A 19,387-nucleotide genomic window follows, 5' to 3' on the forward strand; every position below is an offset into this window, starting at 1 on the left:
CGTGTATGCCGCCTACGTAGCAGCAGGATGACGCGTTCGGATGCAGCGCGCCTTCTACCTGCGGGTTCGATGTCCTTCCCCCAAGTCAGCCGCCGGTCCCGAAAGCGTAACCGCAAATCCCGCCCACCTCCGGCATACACGGCTCGACTTTCTGGCCGCGAATGGGCGCAAACGATGCGAGAAGTCGAAAAACGGCCGCGGCAACGATCCGACGTGGCAACCGCAGGCAGCCTCGCGATCGAATGCGATGGCCCAAAGGAGAGGCGGAGCAGCCATCCTCGCCGCCCCGCCCGGTACGATCCGCCCACAAGTTAGTTCGTGCCCCGGTCCTCGCTGACCTTTACGTAGCCGCCGAAGCCCGCGGAGAGCATCTTGGCGAGGTCGGCCATCGAGCCTCCGACGCCCTCGCCCGCGGCGTCGCCCGCCGGCGCCGACTGCGCTGGGGCAGCGTCGCCCACAGAGACGTTTGCCGGCGAGGCGTCAGACTCGTCGAACGGAGGCAGGTCGTCATCGTCAGGCACGTAGGCGTCGTATACCTCGTCGGGAACCCGCTCGTAAGCTGGCGTATCGTCTTCCGAGAGCGCCCGCTCAGGAGCAGCGGAGACCGGGGGCGTTGACGGGATCTCAGCAGCCCCCACCGGCGCCCCCTGCCCGACGGGCCCGGCGGCCACGCCAGCAGAGCCCACACCCGCGGCGGCCGGACCCTGAGGCGCGCGCTGGACAGGACGTGGAATCGGCGGCCTCGCTGCGGCAGACACCCCGGCAGCCGGGGTGTCAGGAACCTGCGGCGTTGCAGCACTCGCAGGAACGGGAGCACCGGGCCGCGCCGGGGCGGCACCTACAGGAGCAGGAACGTTAGCCCGGGGAGAAGCAGCGCTCGCAGGAACGGGGGCACCAACTTGCGAGGAGGCCCCGCCCGCACCCGGCGTCGCAGGACCGCTCGCAGCAACACCAGCACCCGCAGGCGCCGCGGAGGAAGCCCCACCTGGCACATCCATGACGACCTGAACCGGCGAGCCGTATACCTCAGCGGCGAGGCGTTCGAGCACAACCTTGTTGTTCGCACGCATGAGCATCGTGCCTACGAAGCTCGAGCCGTGGTTCGTAATCGCAAGCACACCGCCCTCTCGCAGCGTGCCTTCGGTCTGGCGCAGCAGGCCGCCGACCGAGGGGTTGGCCGCCTGTACACGGCTGGCATACTGGCCCCAAAGACGCTGCGCCGTCGCAGGATCATGCACAGGCGCGCCCAGCGCCGACGCAGATCCGACAGGCGCAGGGCTTGCAGGGCTTCCGGGCATGGCAACAGCGCGGGAACCGGCGCTCGCCGGTGCACCCGCAGGCCGAGGGATCTCTGGACGAGCCCCACCCTGAGGGCGCGGAACATCGCGAGAGGACGAGGCGGTCGGAGCGGGAACGGCCGGACGCGCGACTGGCCGAGGGATGGGCATACCGCTTGCCGTGCAAGCTGCCGGGGAGGGAGCGCCCCCGGCAACAGGAGACGATGCGCCCGCGGCAGGTGCGACTCCACCCGCAAATCCTGCAGTGCCAGCGGAGCCGGTAGCCCTTTGGGCGCCAGCCCCCGGTGCGCCCGTGGCGCCAGCAGGGCCCGTGGCCCTGGGGACGCCCGCGGCACCCATCCCAGGCACGCTTGCCGGAACCCCCGCAACCGCCGCGGCCCCGCCGCCCGCAGCAATCTGCCGCTCGAGCAGGGACACGCGCTCGGCCAGAGCCTCGAGCGTCAGGTCTGCTTGGGGACGTGCGATCCTCGTCAGAGCGACCTCGAGAGAGAGCCGCTGGTCGAGCGAGGTGCGCAGGTTCGTCTCGAGCTGCCCCAGCACGTCGAGCATCCGCGCCAGGCGATCGGAGCCGCCAGCCTTCTCGGCTTCCTCGGCGGCGCGCGCCGCGTCGGTGCCGCCCGACAGCACGCCCTCCTTCGTCCCCGTCACGCTCGCCACGTACAGGTCGCGCACGTAGCTCGTGAGGTCACGCACGTACTGCGCGATGTCGACACCGCGGTCAGCCAGGTCGGCTACCTGCGCAAAGCACCCAGCCACGTCGCGCGCACATATCTGCTCGACCATGCGCACGAGAGCCTCGCTGCCCACCTCGCCCAGCACGGTCTGAGCATCGTCGAGGCGCACGGATCCGTCGCCGAACACGGAGAGCTGTTCGAGCATCGACAAGGCGTCACGCAGGCCGCCGCGCGAGTGACGAGCGATGAGCGCCAGCGCCTCGGGGTCGGCCGTGAAGCCCTCGTGCTCGCAGACGTAGGCCAAGCGTGCCGTGATGTCCTCCGTCGTGATGCGGTGGAACTCAAGGCGCTGACAGCGCGAGAGAATCGTCTCGGGGACTTTCTGCGGGTCGGTCGTGCATAGGACGAATATGACGTGGGCCGGCGGCTCCTCAAGCGTCTTGAGCAGGGCGTTGAACGCCTGCGTCGTCAGCATGTGGACCTCGTCGATGATGTACACCTTGTAGCGGCCACGCGTCGGGGCGAATGCCACGCGGTTGATGATCTCCTCGCGGACGTTGTCGACACCAGTGCGCGAGGCGGCGTCGAGTTCGTAGACGTCGGGGTGCGTGCCGGCGGCGATGGCCAGGCACTCCTCGCACGTGCCGTCTGGGTCGGGCGTGAGACCGTCGGGGCCGGCGCCCGTGCAAAGCAGGGCCTTCGCCAACACGCGCGCTGTCGTCGTCTTTCCTGTGCCACGCGGGCCGCAGAACAGATACGCGTGCGCAACGCGGTTCTCGGTCAGAGCGTTGCGCAGTGTCGCGACGATGTGTTTCTGGCCCACCATGTCGGCAAACGTCTGCGGGCGGTACGTGCGGTACAGCGACTCCATGCGCGGCTCCTCCTCAGCGGCGAGTGTGGGCGGCACGCTCGCAACCCGGCGGGAATGCCCCCGACAGGCCGGCAGCGGCCCAGTGCTCTCTAGTGTAGAACAGGCCATCCGCCCGAGACTCCCCGGCCACACGCCCCTACCAAAGCAGCGTCCGCGGCGAAGACCGAGAAACTACCCTATCTGCGCGAACACCAAGTCGCTAAGCGCCTCACGCGTATTGACGCCCGTCTTCTCGTAAATGTGGGCTATATGCGTCTTGACCGTGCCCTCCGACATGCAAAGACGCTGGCAGATGGCCAATCGGCTCTGCCCCTGGCACAAGAGGTAGAACACCTCGCCCTCGCGCTCCGTCAGCCCGTAAAGCCCCGCGACGTAGCGGCACCGCTCCCTCAGCACGTCGGCGAGACGCCCAGCCGTCTCGAACCCGAGGTCGTCGATTTCTGACGCCAACCGCGGCTCCAGGTGCCCAGGAGTCGCCGCGTTCAGTAGCGAGCCCTCGCCAGCAAATGCGGGCGCATTTGTCTCAACAGACGCGTACACAGCAGAAGGCAAAGCCCTCCGAGAACCTGTCGCCGGCACCCATGTGGCGTGTTTCATCATCGCAAACGGCAGGACAATACCCGCCAGCACGGTAACCAGCAAACCAAACACAATCGTGAGAACTGAACCACTTGCCGAAGACACGTCGACAGACAGCGGCCCCACAAACGTCGCCAGCAGCTCGTGCATGCAAAAGACGGCCGTAAAACCTCGGATAGTCGTCGCCTGCCCTCTACGTACAACGCACACGAGCAGTGCCCAAGAGAGGTACTGATTGAAGTCGTACACTCCAAGCAAGAGCGTTTCAACCGTCTTCATCGCCAGGGCACCTCCCATCATCGAGGCGACGGTTGCCAGAGCTGATGAGAGTGCGATAGCGACAAACGCCGGCACAAAGCGCACAGCGAGCGGGCGATGGGCCCGACAGACAACTGTAAAATATCCCAGCCCCACGCACACCAAAAGCGATACGATCTTGCCTGGCAATGTAGAGATTACCCCGCTTGTTGCACTCGACGCGACCGATGTCGCAGCCCCCGCCAACCCAACGTGGCTTACGCTGTTGAAGAAAAATACGGACAAACTCGAAATAGCGCCCAGCGCCACCAGATACCAAAGATCTCGCCACTCGTGCACAGAAGCAACCCGCACGCAGACAGAGTCAGGAGGCAGCGCGCGGCACGCTCCCCAAAACGCAGTAAGCGCCCCCATCATGAGCACGACAATCCCCAACAAAGCCCATATCCGAGCGTTCTCGGGTAGCAAGGAAACAAGGGCGGGGCCCTGTTCTTTGCACACCATGGCCAAGAGCGTCACGATGAGCGCCGAGGTGAGATCGAACGTCCGCGCCAAACCGTAATACAGCAAGAAGAGACACGGCATATAGCCCAGGCCGCTCAGCGCATAGCCGACGAGAACCATGCCGTCATAAGACGCGCCATTAATAGGCTGCGCCGCCACGATGCGCACCATGGTCCCCAGTACCATAAGCGAACAGCCCATCACGCTGACACGCGCGGCATTGCGATAGATGGGGCCGTGAAAAGCGATGAGCAAAAGCAGCGAGGCCAGGCGGCACCCGTAAAACACAGCCTGGCCCGTCTCGGAGTATGACTCGACAAGCACGCCACCGCGACCCGAAACGTTCAGCCAAATACCAACGAGCGACAGCGAGGCACACGCCAGAACGAGGCCGAGCACGCGCCCGCCAATACGAGGTCCCCCAGTCACAAGCGCCCCCTGAACCCTCGCAACCGTCCATATCGACTCCGTCGGCGCATCGGCCGCAGCGGATGATATGCCCACGCAGAGTATACCGCCCACTGCTGGCCCCACCGGACGATAGGCTCGCACAGCCGGTAGGAGGCACCATGTGTGCTGCGGGGCCAAGGGGAGCCCCGCGCCCCTGGGATGGGCAGACACACCTGCACAGCCTCAGGCACATCGCCACGTGTACAAGGAGGAACGCATGGGGAACGCGACTCGTCGTCAGTTCGTAGGCATGGGTGCAGCTGCGGCTACCGCAGCCCTGGGCGCCACGGCGCTGACGGCCTCAGCGAGTGAGGCAACCGATCAGTTCGACATGGAGTACGACGTCGTCGTCATCGGCTTCGGCGGGGCAGGCGCCTGCGCAGCTATCGAGGCCCATGATGCCGGCGCGACCGTCGGCATCATCGAGAAGAACCCCGAGGACGCTCACTGGAGCAATACGCGTCTCTCGGGTGGCGTTTTCCACTGTGCCGATCCCACCGGCGACCACGACGCGCTCGTCGAGTACATCAAGGCCATGATGAGCGGCGAGAACTGCCCCTGGAAGCTTGAAGGCGAGCAGCCGCACGTGTCGCAAGAGATGGCCGAGATGTTCGCCGATGGTGTCCTGCAGACGAAGGACTTCTTGCTTGCCCAAGCCCCCGATCTCGACGGCGATCTCATGACGCCCGGCGGCGATGCCTCGTTCCCGATGTTCCCGTGCTTTGAAGAGGCCAAGTATGGCGCCACGCGCAGCTGCCGTTACCTCGGTTCTGCCGACGCCGACACGAGCCTTCTGCCCCAGGACCGCCCCCGCGAGACGAAATCCAATGGCGAGGCGTTTTGGTGGGCACTTGCCGAGGACGGCGTGAAGACACTGCGCCCCGAGATCGACGTCATGTACGAGACGCCGGCCAAGGAGCTCATCATGCAAGACGGACGCGTCGTTGGCGTCGTCGCCACGCAGGGCGACAAGGAGGTTCGCATCTGCGCCAAGAAGAGCGTCGTGCTGTGCTGCGGCGGCTACGAGTACAACCTGCCGATGCGTCGCGCGTTCCTCGAGGGCCCCGGCGTCAAGGGATGGTGCTTCTACGGCACGCAGAGCAACACAGGCGACGGCATCGAGATGGCCATCAAGATCGGCGCCGGCCTGGCCAAGGTCGGCAAGGCGGCCTCACGCATCGAGATCGCTGTGCCCTACGGCGAGCACTGGGACTCCGACGGTCTGAAGCAGGGCGTGGCCTCTGCCATCACGTCTGCTCCCAACTCCATGGTCGTTGACAACTACGGCAACCGCTACGCCGACGAGTTCATCATTACCGATTCGACGCGCCCCTACCGTTACCAGTTCTACAAGGAGGCCGTGCAGTACGAGCTGCTCACGATGAGCTATCCGCGCATCCCCAGCTGGCTCATCTTCGACGAGACGCTGCGCAGCTCCAAGTGCGCCGTGTCCTCGAGCTCGTCTGTGGCGGCGTTCGGCCTCGTGCCCTGGTCCAAGGACAACCTCGACGCCATCGAGCGCGGCTGGATCCTCAAAGCAGACACGCTTGAGGAGCTCGCCGAGAAGATCATCGCTGACCCCGAGAACCGCGAGATGATGACACCCGAGCAGCTCGTCGAGAGCGTCAAGAGGTTCAACGACTCCTGTGCCGCCGGCAAGGACGAGGAGTTCGACCGCGACATCTCCACGATGGCGCCGGTCGAGACTGGCCCGTTCTACGCCATCAAGCTCTATCCGGGCGGCCCCAACACGAAGGGCGGCATCGACGCCAACGCCAAGCGCCAGGCGCTCGACTGGAACGGCGAGCCCATCCCCGGTCTGTACACGGCCGGCGAGATCTCGTCCGTCTTCAAGTTCACGTACCAGGCAGGCGGCAACCTGACGGAGTGCATCGTCTGCGGCCGCGTCGCCGGCCAGAATGCCGCCGCCGAAGAGGCGTGGAAGTAGCACTCCAAGCACGGCATCCCTAATCGCACGACCATGGACCCCGCATCCGACCGGCGCGGATCGGACGCGGGGCTCCTTTGGCGCGCCGAAAGGCGCCGCGCATGACAGCCCTTCGCTCGCGTGGGCGCGCCTTGAACAGACGAGCGAGGCGCCGCGACGGCCCTCACCTGCATGGGCGCATCTTGCGTTTGTGCTAGGTCTTGCAAAAGCGGGAGCTGAATCTGGGCGCAAATTGCGGACATGCTAGGTTTGCGCGGAGTTTCGGGCTCCCTGATCATGGAGGGCGCGCCGCCCACAGTGCGTCTACCTGCAGTTTCTTTGAGAGACGGCGATTCACGCGGCCGCAGTTGCCTCCGCAAACCTCGCACGCCCGCAAATCGCGCCCATTTTGAGAGCGTCACTTTGCAAAACCTAGCACAGCCGCGTTTTGCGCCCGGGCGAACGGGGCGCCCCGTGCCCCGTGCCCCACGCTATCGCGTCCGGCGCCCCGGGGCGCCCCTACCTCGTCAGCAGCATTTCATCGGAGGCGAGCTCGGCACCGGCGCGCTCGCGGTAGAGGGCCATGAGGTCGCTCAGCGTCATCGTCGCGCGGCGTTGCTGGGGGATGTCGGCCACAACGCGCCCGGCATCCATGACGATCGTGCGGTCGCCCACGGAGAGCGCCTGCTGCATGTTGTGCGTCACCATGAGCGTCGCGATACCCCGCTCGCGCACGACCTGCTCCGTCAGCGCCATGATGCGCTCGGCAGCCACCGGGTCGAGCGCAGCCGTGTGCTCGTCGAGCAGCAGCAGGTCAGGGTTGCCGATCGTGCACATGAGCAGCGAGACGGCCTGGCGCTGGCCGCCCGAGAGCAACCCCACCTTCGTGTCCATGCGATCCTCCAGGCCAAAGCCCAGGCTCGCCAGCTGCTCGCGAATGCGCTCGCGCGTCTTTCGACCCAGCGCCAGCCGCAGCGGCGACCCGCCGTGCCCGCCCGCACGCATGTAGGGCATCGCGATGTTCTCCGCCACGGTCAGTCCCGGCGCCGTGCCACGCATCGGGTCCTGGAACACGCGCGAGATGCGCCGCGCCCGCTTGTAATCGGGCTGGTAGGTGATATCGCGTCCACCGAGCGTCACCGAGCCGCCGTCGGGCATGAACTCGCCGGAGATCGCGTTGAACAGCGTCGACTTCCCGGCGCCGTTGCTGCCGATGATGCAGGCGAACTCCCCCGGCGCCAGCGTGAGGTCGACGCCGCGCAGCGCCTTCTTCTCCATGGGCGTACCCGGCGAGAACGTCTTGCTCAGGTCGCGCACCACAAGCGCCGGCACGACGCCCGCCACGGCCACCGCGGCCTCGCCAAACCGCGCGGCAGCCCCCGAGCGCACCGCGGCGCCCGCCACGGCCCCGCATGCACCGCCGGCCACGGAACCTGCTCCCCCATCCGCAGACGCCCCGGCCGCCTTCCCCACGCGCTTCCTCTCCGCCATCGCCGCACTCTCCTCCGTCATCGCTCGCACCGCCTCCACCGCGCCGGGAGCACGCCAGACCCGGCCCCGCGCCGCATCGAAAGCCTGCTGGACCCGGGCCATACTATCCACGCCCCTTCGCCCGCGCCTGGGCACGCATCCGCCGCTCGGAAACCCACACACGCACGGCCGGCACGCACAGAAACGCCGCCACGATGACGGCGGACACGAGCTTGAGCGAGTTAGCGCTCATGATGTCAAGCGACAGTGCCACCTGCACGATGATGCGGTAGACAACCGAACCCACGACAGCGCCCACCAGCCCGAACGTCACGGAGCGCCCGCCACCGAACAGCTCACCGATGATGACGGACGCCAGGCCGATGATAATCATGCCCGTGCCCGAGCTCACGTCAGCGAAGCCCTGGCACTGCGCCAGCACGCCACCGGCAAGGGCGACGAGCGCGTTGGACAGCGCCAGTGTGCCCACCTTCATGGCGCCGGCGTTGATGGAGCTCGCACGCACCATGGACTCGTTATCGCCGGTCGCGCGGATGCACAGGCCCAGCTCGGTGCGGAAGAACAACGCGAGCAGGACGACAACAGCCGCAACGATCGCCAGCGTGAACACGATCTCGGATACGTCGGCCGACAGTCCCGTGACGTCCGAGATGACCGTGTATCCCTTATCAGCCATGAGCAGCGAGACGTTCGGGCCGCCCAGCACCGTGATGTTGACGGTGTAGAGACCCGTCATCGTGATGATGCCGGCCAGCAACGGGTTGATCTTGGCCTTCGTCATGAGCAGGCCCGTGACCATGCCCGCAGCCGCACCCGCCAGCGCGCCGGCGAGCAGACCGAGGAACGGATGGCCCGCCACGCACAGCACGGCCGTCACCGACATTCCGAGGCAAAAGCTCCCGTCAACGGTGAGGTCGGGGATGTTGAGAATGCGAAACGTCAGGTAAACGCCAACGGCCAGCAGCGCGTACTGCAGGCCGAGCAGCGAAGCGTCGAGAAGCAGCGGGATACTCATGACAAGGCAGCCCTTTCAGGTGGCGCGGAAAGGCGGGGCCCCTCGTGCTGGCGAGACGCGAGGGGCCGGCGGTGCAAAGGTGCAGCAGGCATGCGCCCGCTCCCTTACGCCTCGACGATCTGCATGGAGCCGTCGTCGGGCAGTGTGACACCGAGCGCTTCGGCCGTGGCCTTGTTGACGACGGGCGTAAACGTGTCGAACGTCACGGCCGGCACCTGCTCAACAGGCGTGCCGTTCGTGATCTCGACGGCCATCTGCGCCGAGCGCTCGCCCAGTTCCTCGTTGGAGACGGAGACGCACGCCAGCGCGCCGGAGCGCACCATGACGGGGTCGCTGCCGTACACGGGGATGCCCGCCTTCGCCGCGGCGTCCACGACCTGCGGCATCGCGGCCTGCACCGTGGAGTCCACCGGGATGTAGATGAGATCGACCTTGCTAGCCAGCTGAGCCGCTGCCTGGGCGACCTCAGAGGAGTTGGCGACGGTGGCCTCCTCGTACTTCTTGCCCTCGCCGTCGAGATAGGCCTTGGCCTTGGCGATGGTGGCGACGGCGTTCGTCTCGCCCGTGCAGTACAGCAGGCCGTACGTGGCGATGTCCTTCGTCTTGAGCTGATCGGCCAGCTTGAAGATCTCGTCGACCGGAATGACGTTGCTCGTGCCCGTGACGCCCAGCGTCGGCTTGTCGAGTGCCTCCATGATGCCGGCAGCGACGGGGTCCGTGACGGAGATGAACACGACGGGGCAGCTCAGGCCGGCGTTGGCGCACGCCTGGGCAGCCGGCGTGGCGATGGGCACGACGACGTCGTAGTCAGCATTCTTGAGGTCGATGGCGATGGAGTTGAGCGTCGGGGTGTCACCCTGGGCGTTCTTGACGTCGAACGTGGCGTTGACGCCCTCCTCGTAGCCAGCCTTCTTCATGCCCGTCTTGAAGCCGTCGATCATGCGGACAAACGCATCGTTGTCGACGAGCTGAACAAAGGCGACCTTGATGGAGTCGAGCGTGCCCTGAACGGCGGGCTCTTCGGCGGCAGCGGAGTCGGCCTTCGCAGAGCCGGAGGCATCTTTGGCGTCAACAGCAAGAGCCAGGTCCGGCTGGCCGGAAACGCCCAGACCAAGGCCAAGCAGCGCGGCGCCGGCAGCGGCGAGGCCACCGAGGAAGGCGCGACGGGAGATGCCCTGGCCTGCGAGGATGTTCTGGGAGCTCTGGGTGGCGGCAATGCGGTTCATGGTGGATCCCCTTTCCGATGCGAGAGATCGGACGGGTACAAAAAAGCGCCCGTCCTTGGCTGGTATGCTCAAGGACAGGCGCTTGTAAGCGTCTGCGGTGCCACCTTGATTGGCGCGATGAGGCGCCCTCTCGTGGGATGCAAACACATCCCTTCCCGTAACGTGGGATGACGTCGCGGCTTCCACTCTGCTCGGCTCCGTCGGCTCTCTCTTGAGCCCGGCCTCCCTCGGCTTCTCCACGCCCTCGGCGGTCCATTGTGCCATCCAGCCACGATCGGGATTCCAGCGTCCCCGACTCTCTGTGCGCGCGTTCCGGCTTCGACGTCTCGGGTTACCCCTGCTCGCCGTTGCCCAGATGGCTTTACTTCCGCGTCAACGGTTTGGTGTCGCGTATGCGATTGACGGGCATCCTAGGGCCTCGCTGCTCAGTTGTCAACAGAAAAGTTCGTCTATCGCCCGCGAGCGGCGTCGTCGGAACGGCCGTCACTCCCATCCCGGCCTTCCTCGCCGGCGTCGTGATGGGCGGTGCCATCGGCAGGCCCGAAGTCGTCCGTCCCACCGTCGGGCGTGACGCGCAGCACCATGATCTCGATGCCGGTCAGGCTGTCCTGCAAGCGCGCTTCGACCTGTGACCCCGCGTTTGGCCAGTACAGCTCGCGGACGGCACGCATGACGCCGTCGGCCTCTTTCTCGCCGCGCACAACCAGACGCGCGTTTTCGTTGGTCGCTAGGTCGCGCAGGGGCATGGCGAGGCGCGCCTCCTCGTTGCGGGCCATGTAGAACGGCGACTCGACCGCCCAGCCTCCGAGCGTGATGTTGCGCGCCAGGAACTCCTCCTCGGGCACGAAGCGCATGGCGTAGGCATACGAGACGGTCTCGAACGCGCCGGGCGTCCAGGCGTACGTCGTGTCCGGGTGCCCCTCGATGTAGTCGACGATGCTGCCCATGGGCTCGTACGTCCTCTGGTCAATCACGGCAAGCGTCCGGGAGGGCTCGAGCGTCGGGCGCAGGAACGCCACAAACGCACCGATCCAGGCGATGCCGAGGCAGCCCGCCATCAGGGCCACGCCCCGGGCGAACCGGTTCCCGCCCGTGCGCTCCGAAGCCGCGCCCCAGCCCACGACGAGCAGTGCCGCCATGCAGGCGTACGCCCAGATCGGGCGTTCCACGCGGTCGGGCAGACGTCCGAGCGCCGCGAAGTACCAGCAGGCCACAAGGGCGATGAGCATCAGCGCCGCTATTACAAGCCGCGCACGTCGACCCCGCGCGAACACCAGCGCGCACGTCAGCACGGCCACGGCGGACATGAGGGCATACGGGGGATGTTCCTTCGAGAGAACCTTGGCGTACTTTGCCGGGCCTTGCAGCAGACGCTCCGGACCGGCCTCGCGATGCAGCGCGGCGAGCGCCTCCATCTGCTCGATGCCCAGCGACGTGTCGCCCGTCACCCAGTGCGTCGCCAGCCAGTAGTCGCTCTTCGTGACGCCCGTCCCCACCAGGGAGTCTGCCACCTCGTCGTACGGCGGCATGGGGTAGTCAGACACAGCGGCGCGCGCGTCGTTATAGCGCGTCCACGACGCCCAGGGCTCGGCCGACCAGGCGACGCGATCCGCAACGAGCAAGGCCCCGAGGCAGACAGCAAGCACGACGAGAGGCAGCAGGCGAATGCGCCGCTCGCCAACAGAGGCCTCGCGAGACTGGTCGCAGACAGGGTCGGACCCGTCAGAAGTGGGGGCCTCGACGTCGACGCCGGATACGGCAACCTGCCGGCGCCCTCTGCACCGAGCCAGCATCGGCCAGACGACGGCAACGGCAAAGAACGGCAGGCACAGCACGAACGACTCGAGGCGCCAGCATGCACCCAGGCAGCAGAGCACGACGCCGCACACCGAGAGCGCGACGCGGGAGCGTGCGTTCTCGCCGCGCCGACCCGGCCGGCAAGCACCCGCCAGCAGCGCAAACCCCGCCAGCGAGCACAGAGAGGCGACGAACGTGAAGTTGGGAGCGTAGGTGCAACCCGGCAAGAACATGAACGCCGTCGCGGCCCAGAGCAGCACGCCCGGGCCAAGCGGCACGAGCGACAGGCAGGCCCAGCCGAGCGCCCACAGCGCAGCAAACGAGGAAACGAGCTCGAAGACGTACAGCCAGGCCACGTTGGGGAGCACCTGGCTCAGCGCGAATATCGCCTTGCTGAGGAACACGTTGATGAAGAGCGTGAGCCCCTCATCAGGCAGGCGGCCGCTCAGGGCGATAGACATCGTCCAGTCGTCGTCGGTTCCCCCCGTGCGGCAGGTCATCACGCACAGGATGATGAGCGCGAGCGAGAGCACACCGGGAACAGCAAGGCGGACGGTGTGATGCCCCGCAAGAGGTCGGCCCCAGACAGAAAGAGACGGCACGTGCACGCGGTAACCCCCCCCGCGCAGGCGCGCGGAACGAAGCTGATGAGCCATGCGGGGACCGGTTGGAACGCGATCCCCGCTTCCGCCCCGCAATTATCCACGAACAAGGCCGATTGTCACTTGGAGTTTACTAAAAACGCCCGTCAACCCCGATGAGGGGCGATGGGCGTCGCACGTGGCCTGTGAAGAAGGCCGCTAGGAAGCGAAGTGCCGGCCGAGCTTGCGCGGCTCGTCCTCGGGGTCGGGCTCCTCAGCCTCCTCGGGATCGGCAGGCTTCTTCTCGCGGCGGTCAGCGTTCTCCGCCGTCGCGGGCTCCTCGGAACTGGCGGGCTCGTTCTCCTCTTCCGGCTCGGGCTCGTCAGCGGGCTCGGCCTCCAGAGGCTCGCGCGGCGTCTCGTCCTCGTCGGGGTCGCGATTGAGGTCAGCCATCGAGAAGTTCGCCACAGACGCCATGATGTCGGCATCCTCCGGCGCGTCAACGGTAGCGACCTGCTCCGGAACACCCGCCGCCTTGGACTTCTTGCGAGCAAGTGCCGCCTTGATAGAGCCAACGATGACCGGAATCACCGAAATGAGGATGATGAGGATAATGACCCATTCGAAGTGCTGCTGTACGAACGGCACGCCACCGAAGAAGTAGCCGAGCAGCGTAAACAGCGTGGACCACGTCAGACCGCCCAGCACGTTCCACACAACGAAGTGGCTCCAGTGCATGCCGCCAATGCCGGCGAAGAACGGCACGAACGTGCGCAGGAACGGAATGAAGCGGCCGAGGAAGATGGCAAGCGGGCCGAACTTCTCGAGCAGGGCCTCCGTCTTCTGCACGCGCTCGGGCGTCAGCGACTTGATCTTGCCCGACGCGACGATGCGCCGGCCGAAGAAGTGACCGATGGCAAAGTTGCACTGGTCGCCGAGGATGGCGGCACACCACACGGTCGCCAGCAGCGGGAACAGGCTGAGCCCGCCGCCGTTGGCAAACACGCCGGCCGCGAACAGCAGAGAGTCGCCCGGCAAAAACGGCATGACGACGACACCGGTTTCAATGAAGATGATGAGGAACAGCGGCGCGTACACCCAGATGGCGCCCAGCGTCGTGATCCAGCCAGCAATGGCCCCGCGCGGGTCGTGCAGCAAGTTCAGCAGAAATTCGATGGGGTTCATCGGAGTGGCGTCTCTCCTTCTGAGCTCGGCGAGCAACGGGCGCGAGCCGGAAGGGCGCTTCGCTCGGGGAAGCTCCGACACCGGGCCGCGGCCGACACAGGCATGCGGTCAGGTCGTGGCGCGCGACCACCGGAGCCTCCGCCCTGTATGGCAGGCGGGAATCTCTGCGGCAGTCAGCGCGCAAAAAAGCGGGTCGCATAGGTACGGGCGCTCGTCAGAGGACGCTTATGGCTGCTTCCTCCCGGACCTGACCAGGTTCGCGACATGGCGCCGCCCGCACCCATGCGAACCGCTCTCGGCGCAGTATACCCGACGCACGCCCACGCCCATACCCGCCTGCGCACCCTTTTGACGCAAGCGCAGAAACACGACAGAAGCGCCTAGAACAAAAAAGCGCCCGGGAGCGGATGGGAGATTCCCCTTTCCTGCCCCCGGACGCATACGCAACGGACAGCGCCGCGTCCCCTACTTCGTAGGCTTGCGCGCTGTGACGGACTCCAGGTCGCTTCCGCCCTCGAACGTCATGAGCTCCTCGGTAGCCCCGCCGTTCGACGTCGCCTTGGTGCACGACGCGATGTGGCAGCGCAGGCCCTGCGCCCCGTCGACGTCGACGTAGATAGCGCCCGGCGCGCCGAACAGCAGGCCCGCGACCATCTGCCGGCCCTCCTCGCCTGCGCCGTAGAGCGTACCGGCCAGGCGCGGCGTACCCGACTCGGTGGGGCAACTCGCCAGTGTGCCGGTGACGTCGCACTCGATGCGCCCGTTTGTCTCGGGCGGCTGGAAAATGACGTGCGCGCTCACCGTGCCGTCGGCACCGACGCTCTGGATGTCGATGACCGTGCCCTCGCTACCGTCGCTGCCCGACTCGCGGTAGGTGGCCACGAGCGTGGAGAGGTCGTCTTGCCACGTCGGCGTGCCATCGCCCTCGCCGTCCAGCTCGCTCGTCGCGGCGCGCGAGACCGTCTCCCACTTGACGATCCACGCGCCCGTCTCGTCGACCCAACCGTCGTAGGCGCCTTCGTCGGTCGACAGCTCGGCAAACGCGCAGCCGCCGACGAAGCACGCGCACAGCGGCACGCCCGTCATCATGTCGGACAGCCCAAAGCGCGGCGGGATGACCCAGGCACCTGTCGTGTCGATCCATCCAGCGTCGCCCGTGGCCAGGTCTTGGACGAACGCCTTGCCCTCCGAGAACGGAAACGCCCAAGAGAAGCGAGGTGGAATGATCCAGGCGCCGTTGGGATCGGCATAGCCCCACAGTTCGAGCGCCGTGTCCTGGGCGCTCAGGCCACCGTCCTTAAAATACGTCGCCTTCTGGTACGTATGGTTCTGGTGCTGGATGTCATAGACCGACGAGCCTATGCGCGTCGGGCACGTCACAGCCGGCATCGTGTCAAAGATGAAGCCATCGAAGGCCAGGCGCCCCTCGTGATAGTCGCAGCCCGCGAAGTCGTTCTCCGTATAGAACGTGTCCGGGTAGAGCTCGGTAAAGTCAACGACGGGGTTCTCGTCGACGTCCAGGTACTGTTTGTGCAGGCGCGCAAGGCCGTCGGCGGTGTAGAGCAGCGGAATCGTGTAGCAGTACGGCAGCGAGGGATCCGCGGCCGACTGATGGGCCCACGCGCCCGTCGCGTCAATCTCTCCCCACGCCTCGTCCTGGCGCATGCTGAGCAGGAACGCACGGCCCTGGCAGAAGCACGTGGCATCCGAGCAGTCAAGCGTGCCGAACGCGTCGGAGCCGTCGGGCTTGATGTAGTGCAGGCCGTCCTCCGTGTCCTGCACGAGCGCCAGCCCCTCGTTGAAGAGGGCCGCCGCCTGGTATTGCGGCTTGATGGCCCAGGCACCCGTACGATCGATGTAGCCCCACAGGCCCTCGTCCGAAGAGCCCGAGCCGTCGGCCTCGCCCCGCTGGGCCGGCATGAGGTCACCCGTGAACACGCCGGGCATCACGAGTAGAGCGTCGGCGTAGCGCTGGGAGAGCTGCACACCCTGGTTTGGCCCGAGGCACAGCGTAACCGTGCCCATAGGCTCGCTGCCCAGGGCGGCGAACTGGGGCTCGATGACCCACGAGCCCGTCTTGTCGACGTAGCCCCACAGCCGCGTTCCGTTCGCGTCGTCCTGCGCGGCCGCGTACAGGACGTCGGATGCAACCTCGCCCACCGTGATGGGAGTAGCGTTCGGATCAACTACGGCGTTGCCCAGAACAGGAACGTCCTGCTCGCGCTCGGAATCGATGTTCAGCCACGAGGGAGCAGAGCTGTCATCGTCCGCCTTCGCGAGGCGCCCCGGCAACCCTAGCGACGTACCGGCCGTCAGCGCACCCATGCCCATCAGCGCAAGCACCTCGCGGCGCGTCATGCGCAGCGTGCGACCGAAGCGCAGATTCGCCTCGGCCATGCCACGATCTAGCCTCTGGTCCATGATCCCCCCATCACGTCAGCGGCCCGCCCTGCAAACGCACCCCGGGTAACCGGTGATGCGCTCGAGGGCAGGGCCGCGTTCACATTCAGTTGGAGCCCATTGTACGACCGAAAGACACCCGGACAGGACTGATTCGCAGCGCGGCATCGCCAGATCCGGGGGGCCAGATGAGCGCCCGCCCGATGCGGGACACTCCGCGCCCAGCTAGTTACCCAGGTATGCCTTGCGGACCTTGTCGTCGTGCAGCAGATCGTCTGCATTGCCCTGCATCGTGATATGCCCGGCCTCAAGCACGTAGGCGCGATCGGCGATAGACAGGGCCATCTTGGCGTTCTGTTCCACGAGCAGTACCGTGATGCCTTGGTCGTGCAGCGTGCGGATGATGGAGAAGATCTCCTTCACCAGCAGCGGCGAAAGACCCATCGAGGGCTCGTCCATCAGCACGATCTTCGGCGAGCTCATCAGGGCGCGCCCCATGGCGACCATCTGCTGCTCGCCGCCCGACAGCGTGCCGGCAAGCTGCCCTTTGCGCTCGAGCAATCGTGGGAAGTACTCATACACCTTGGCAAGGTTGCGCGACACCTCGGAGCGGTCACTGCGCGAGTACGCTCCCATCTCGAGGTTTTCTTGAACCGTCATGCGCGTGAACACGTGGCGTCCCTCTGGCACGTGCGCCATACCGAGCGAGACAATCTTGTGAGGGTGAACCTTGCGCAGGTCATGGCCGTCATAGGTGATCGTGCCGCTCGTCGGCTTCACCAGGCCTGTGATCGTGTGCAGCGTCGTCGTCTTGCCCGCACCGTTCGCCCCAATGAGAGAGACAACCTCTCCGTCGTTGACCGTGAGGCTCACGTCATAGATGGCGTGAATGGCGCCGTAGGAGACGTTGATGCCCTTGACCTCCAGCATTTATGCCTCGCCTCCCTTCGCGGCCTCCGGGCGCGCGTCGGACGCCCCGCTCGCGCTCGCGGCGGCCACGCCGGCATGCGCGCGCTGCGCCATGGCGACGGCATCCTGCTCGTCCTCGTCATCCTTGCCGAGGTAGGCCGCGATGACGCGCGGGTCGCTGGCGATCTGCTCCGGCAGGCCGCTGGCGATCGTCTGGCCGTAGTCGAGCACCGTGATGCGTTGGCACACCTTCATGACAAGGCTCATGTCATGCTCGATGAGCAGGATGGCAATGCCAAAGCGGTCGCGGATCTCGTTGATGCACGCGAGCAGCTCGGCCGTCTCCGTGGGGTTCATGCCGGCGGCGGGCTCGTCGAGCAGGAGTAGCTTCATGCCCGTCGCAAGAGCACGCGCGATCTCGAGCTTGCGCTGCTTGCCGTAAGGCAGGTTGGCCGCCATGCTCGAGGCCTCGCCCTCCAGGTTAAAGATGCGCAGCAGATCGAGTGCCTTCTCGTGTTTCTCGGCCTCCTGGCGCCAGTACGCCCGCCCACGGAAGATGGCGCTCGCCATGCCGTAGTGGTAGCTCTCGTTGAACGCGACGAGCACGTTCTCCTCGACGCTCATCTGCTTGAACAGGCGGATGTTCTGGAACGTGCGCGCGATGCCGGCCCGCACGACCTGGTGCGTCTTCTTGCCGTTCATCCGCTTGCCCTCGAGGTAGTACGCGCCCTCCGTGGGCTGGTACACGCCCGTGAGCAGGTTGAACACCGTCGTCTTGCCGGCACCGTTCGGGCCGATGAGCCCGACGAGCTCGCCCTTGGCGATCTCCATGTTGAAGTCCTGGACCGCCTTGAGGCCGCCGAACGAGATGCCCAGGTGCTCGGCACGCAGCACAGGCTCGCCCGCGGCCTTCGTCCCCGTCGTCGTATCGCTCATGCGCGCACCTCCCCGCTCGCCATCCGCCTGCCCAGTCCTCCGACACTCGTCGTGATGCCGCCGCGCTTGACGGGCGGCCGTCCGTGCGGGCTGTGCGAGATGTCGTCGCCGCCCGCGATGTCGGGGTTGGCGCCGGCCGCGCCGATGTCAGAGATCGGTGCCGGCTCGACGCCCTTCGGATCGACAAACGAAGCCGACAGTACCGCATGGCCGCCCTGGCTCTGGCCCGAGCCGCCCTGACCGCCGAATATCCGGCGCAGCAGGCGGCTCAGCGAGAACTCCCAGCTGCCGAAGATGCCCTGCGGGCGGAAGATCATCACGAGCACGAGCGCCACGGAGTACACGAGCATGCGATAGTCGGCGAAGGCGCGCAGGGCCTCGGGCAGCAGCGTCAGGCCGACGGCTGCCAGCACGGAGCCCGTCATGGAGCCCATTCCGCCGAACACGACCATGATGACGTAGTTGACCGACTGCAGCCAGCCAGCGTTGGCGGGCTGCAGCGTGCCGAGGTGCTGGGCGAAGATGCTGCCGGCGATGCCCGCAAAGAACGCCGAGATGCCGAACGTAAGCACCTTGTAGAACGTGACGTTGATGCCCGAGGCTCCCGCCGCGATCTCGTCCTCGCGGATGGACTTCACGGCGCGGCCGAAGCGCGAGCGCGCGAACAGGAACAGGAACGCCACCGTGGCCACCATGATCCAGAACACTATATAGAGATGGTTGTCGGCGAGGCGGTCGATGCCGACGAGCGCCTGGCCGGCCTGGCCCTGGTCGAGGCCCTGGCCGCCGGCGAACTTGAGGTTCTGCAGCACGACGCGCACGATCTCGCCGAAGCCCAGCGTGATGATGGCAAGGTAGTCGCCGCGCAGGCGCAGCGCCGGGATGCCGACGAGGATGCCGAACAGCAGCGCCATGAGGCCGGCCGCCAGCGTCACGAGCAGGAAGCGCGCGATCTCGGCGTCGACGAGCACGCCGTTGGCGACCATCAGCTTTGACAGCAGGGCCGCCGTGTACGCGCCGATCATCTGGAAGCTGCAGCAGCCCAGCGTCAGCTGGCCGAGCAGGCCCAGCGTCAGGTTGAGCGACGTCGTCATGATGACGGCGATGCACGACACGACGACGATGCCCTTGACGTAGCTCGTCATCGCGCCGGACTGGTCGAAGCCCACCAGCGCGAAGAACATCGCGACGACGGCGATGGCGTTGATGAGGTAGTTGGCCTTGATGGTGCGCGACGCCTGGGGCCGGGCGCTGCCGGCGCCGGGAAGGATGAGTGAGCGAGCCAT

Annotated in this window: 12 protein-coding genes and 1 other RNA gene; 1 reads left to right on the forward strand and 12 read right to left on the reverse strand. The window is 66.4% G+C overall.

Features of this window, described 5'->3' with window-relative positions:
• Positions 1-311: 311 nt before the first annotated feature.
• Both dnaX and KHZ24_06430 read right to left on the reverse strand, forming a co-directional pair.
• On the reverse strand, positions 312-2,843 hold the full coding sequence (dnaX, locus tag KHZ24_06425; protein ID MBS5450835.1) for a DNA polymerase III subunit gamma/tau: 2,532 nt from the start codon (positions 2,841-2,843) through the stop codon (positions 312-314).
• Between the two features lie 171 nt (positions 2,844-3,014).
• Positions 3,015-4,472, reverse strand: coding sequence for a response regulator transcription factor (locus KHZ24_06430; GenBank protein MBS5450836.1), 1,458 nt, complete (start codon positions 4,470-4,472; stop codon positions 3,015-3,017).
• A 379-nt stretch (positions 4,473-4,851) separates the two neighbouring features.
• Here KHZ24_06430 and KHZ24_06435 point away from each other — a divergent pair, with 379 nt between their 5' ends.
• Entirely contained in the window at positions 4,852-6,582 is a 1,731-nt protein-coding gene (locus KHZ24_06435; GenBank protein MBS5450837.1) for an FAD-dependent oxidoreductase, read from the forward strand.
• A 498-nt stretch (positions 6,583-7,080) separates the two neighbouring features.
• On the opposite strand, the gene KHZ24_06440 is transcribed toward KHZ24_06435, so the two are convergent.
• From KHZ24_06440 to KHZ24_06485, 10 genes are all read right to left on the reverse strand, one after another.
• Positions 7,081-7,893 (reverse strand): ATP-binding cassette domain-containing protein, encoded by an 813-nt coding sequence (locus tag KHZ24_06440; protein MBS5450838.1) that lies wholly within the window; start codon positions 7,891-7,893, stop codon positions 7,081-7,083.
• Between the two features lie 262 nt (positions 7,894-8,155).
• Entirely contained in the window at positions 8,156-9,067 is a 912-nt protein-coding gene (locus KHZ24_06445) for an ABC transporter permease (protein MBS5450839.1), read from the reverse strand.
• Positions 9,068-9,171: 104 nt separating this feature from the next.
• Complete coding sequence (locus KHZ24_06450; protein ID MBS5450840.1) at positions 9,172-10,293, reverse strand: ABC transporter substrate-binding protein; 1,122 nt, start codon at positions 10,291-10,293, stop codon at positions 9,172-9,174.
• 449 nt (positions 10,294-10,742) lie between these two features.
• Complete coding sequence (locus KHZ24_06455; protein MBS5450841.1) at positions 10,743-12,692, reverse strand: hypothetical protein; 1,950 nt, start codon at positions 12,690-12,692, stop codon at positions 10,743-10,745.
• A 198-nt stretch (positions 12,693-12,890) separates the two neighbouring features.
• Entirely contained in the window at positions 12,891-13,856 is a 966-nt protein-coding gene (locus tag KHZ24_06460; GenBank protein ID MBS5450842.1) for a DedA family protein, read from the reverse strand.
• A 191-nt stretch (positions 13,857-14,047) separates the two neighbouring features.
• Positions 14,048-14,143: signal recognition particle sRNA small type (gene ffs / locus KHZ24_06465), an RNA gene on the reverse strand.
• A gap of 178 nt (positions 14,144-14,321) precedes the next feature.
• Positions 14,322-16,277, reverse strand: a complete 1,956-nt coding sequence (locus tag KHZ24_06470) for a WG repeat-containing protein (protein MBS5450843.1) — start codon at positions 16,275-16,277, stop codon at positions 14,322-14,324.
• A gap of 204 nt (positions 16,278-16,481) precedes the next feature.
• Positions 16,482-17,186 carry an ABC transporter ATP-binding protein gene (locus KHZ24_06475; protein ID MBS5450844.1) on the reverse strand — a complete coding sequence of 235 codons (705 nt, stop codon included), beginning with the start codon at positions 17,184-17,186 and terminating at the stop codon, positions 16,482-16,484.
• On the reverse strand, positions 17,187-18,101 hold the full coding sequence (locus KHZ24_06480; GenBank protein ID MBS5450845.1) for an ABC transporter ATP-binding protein: 915 nt from the start codon (positions 18,099-18,101) through the stop codon (positions 17,187-17,189).
• Complete coding sequence (locus KHZ24_06485) at positions 18,098-19,387, reverse strand: branched-chain amino acid ABC transporter permease (protein MBS5450846.1); 1,290 nt, start codon at positions 19,385-19,387, stop codon at positions 18,098-18,100. Before KHZ24_06485 ends, KHZ24_06480 begins: the two co-directional genes overlap by 4 nt.

Source organism: Coriobacteriia bacterium, assembly GCA_018368455.1.
GTDB lineage: Bacteria > Actinomycetota > Coriobacteriia > Coriobacteriales > UMGS124 > JAGZEG01.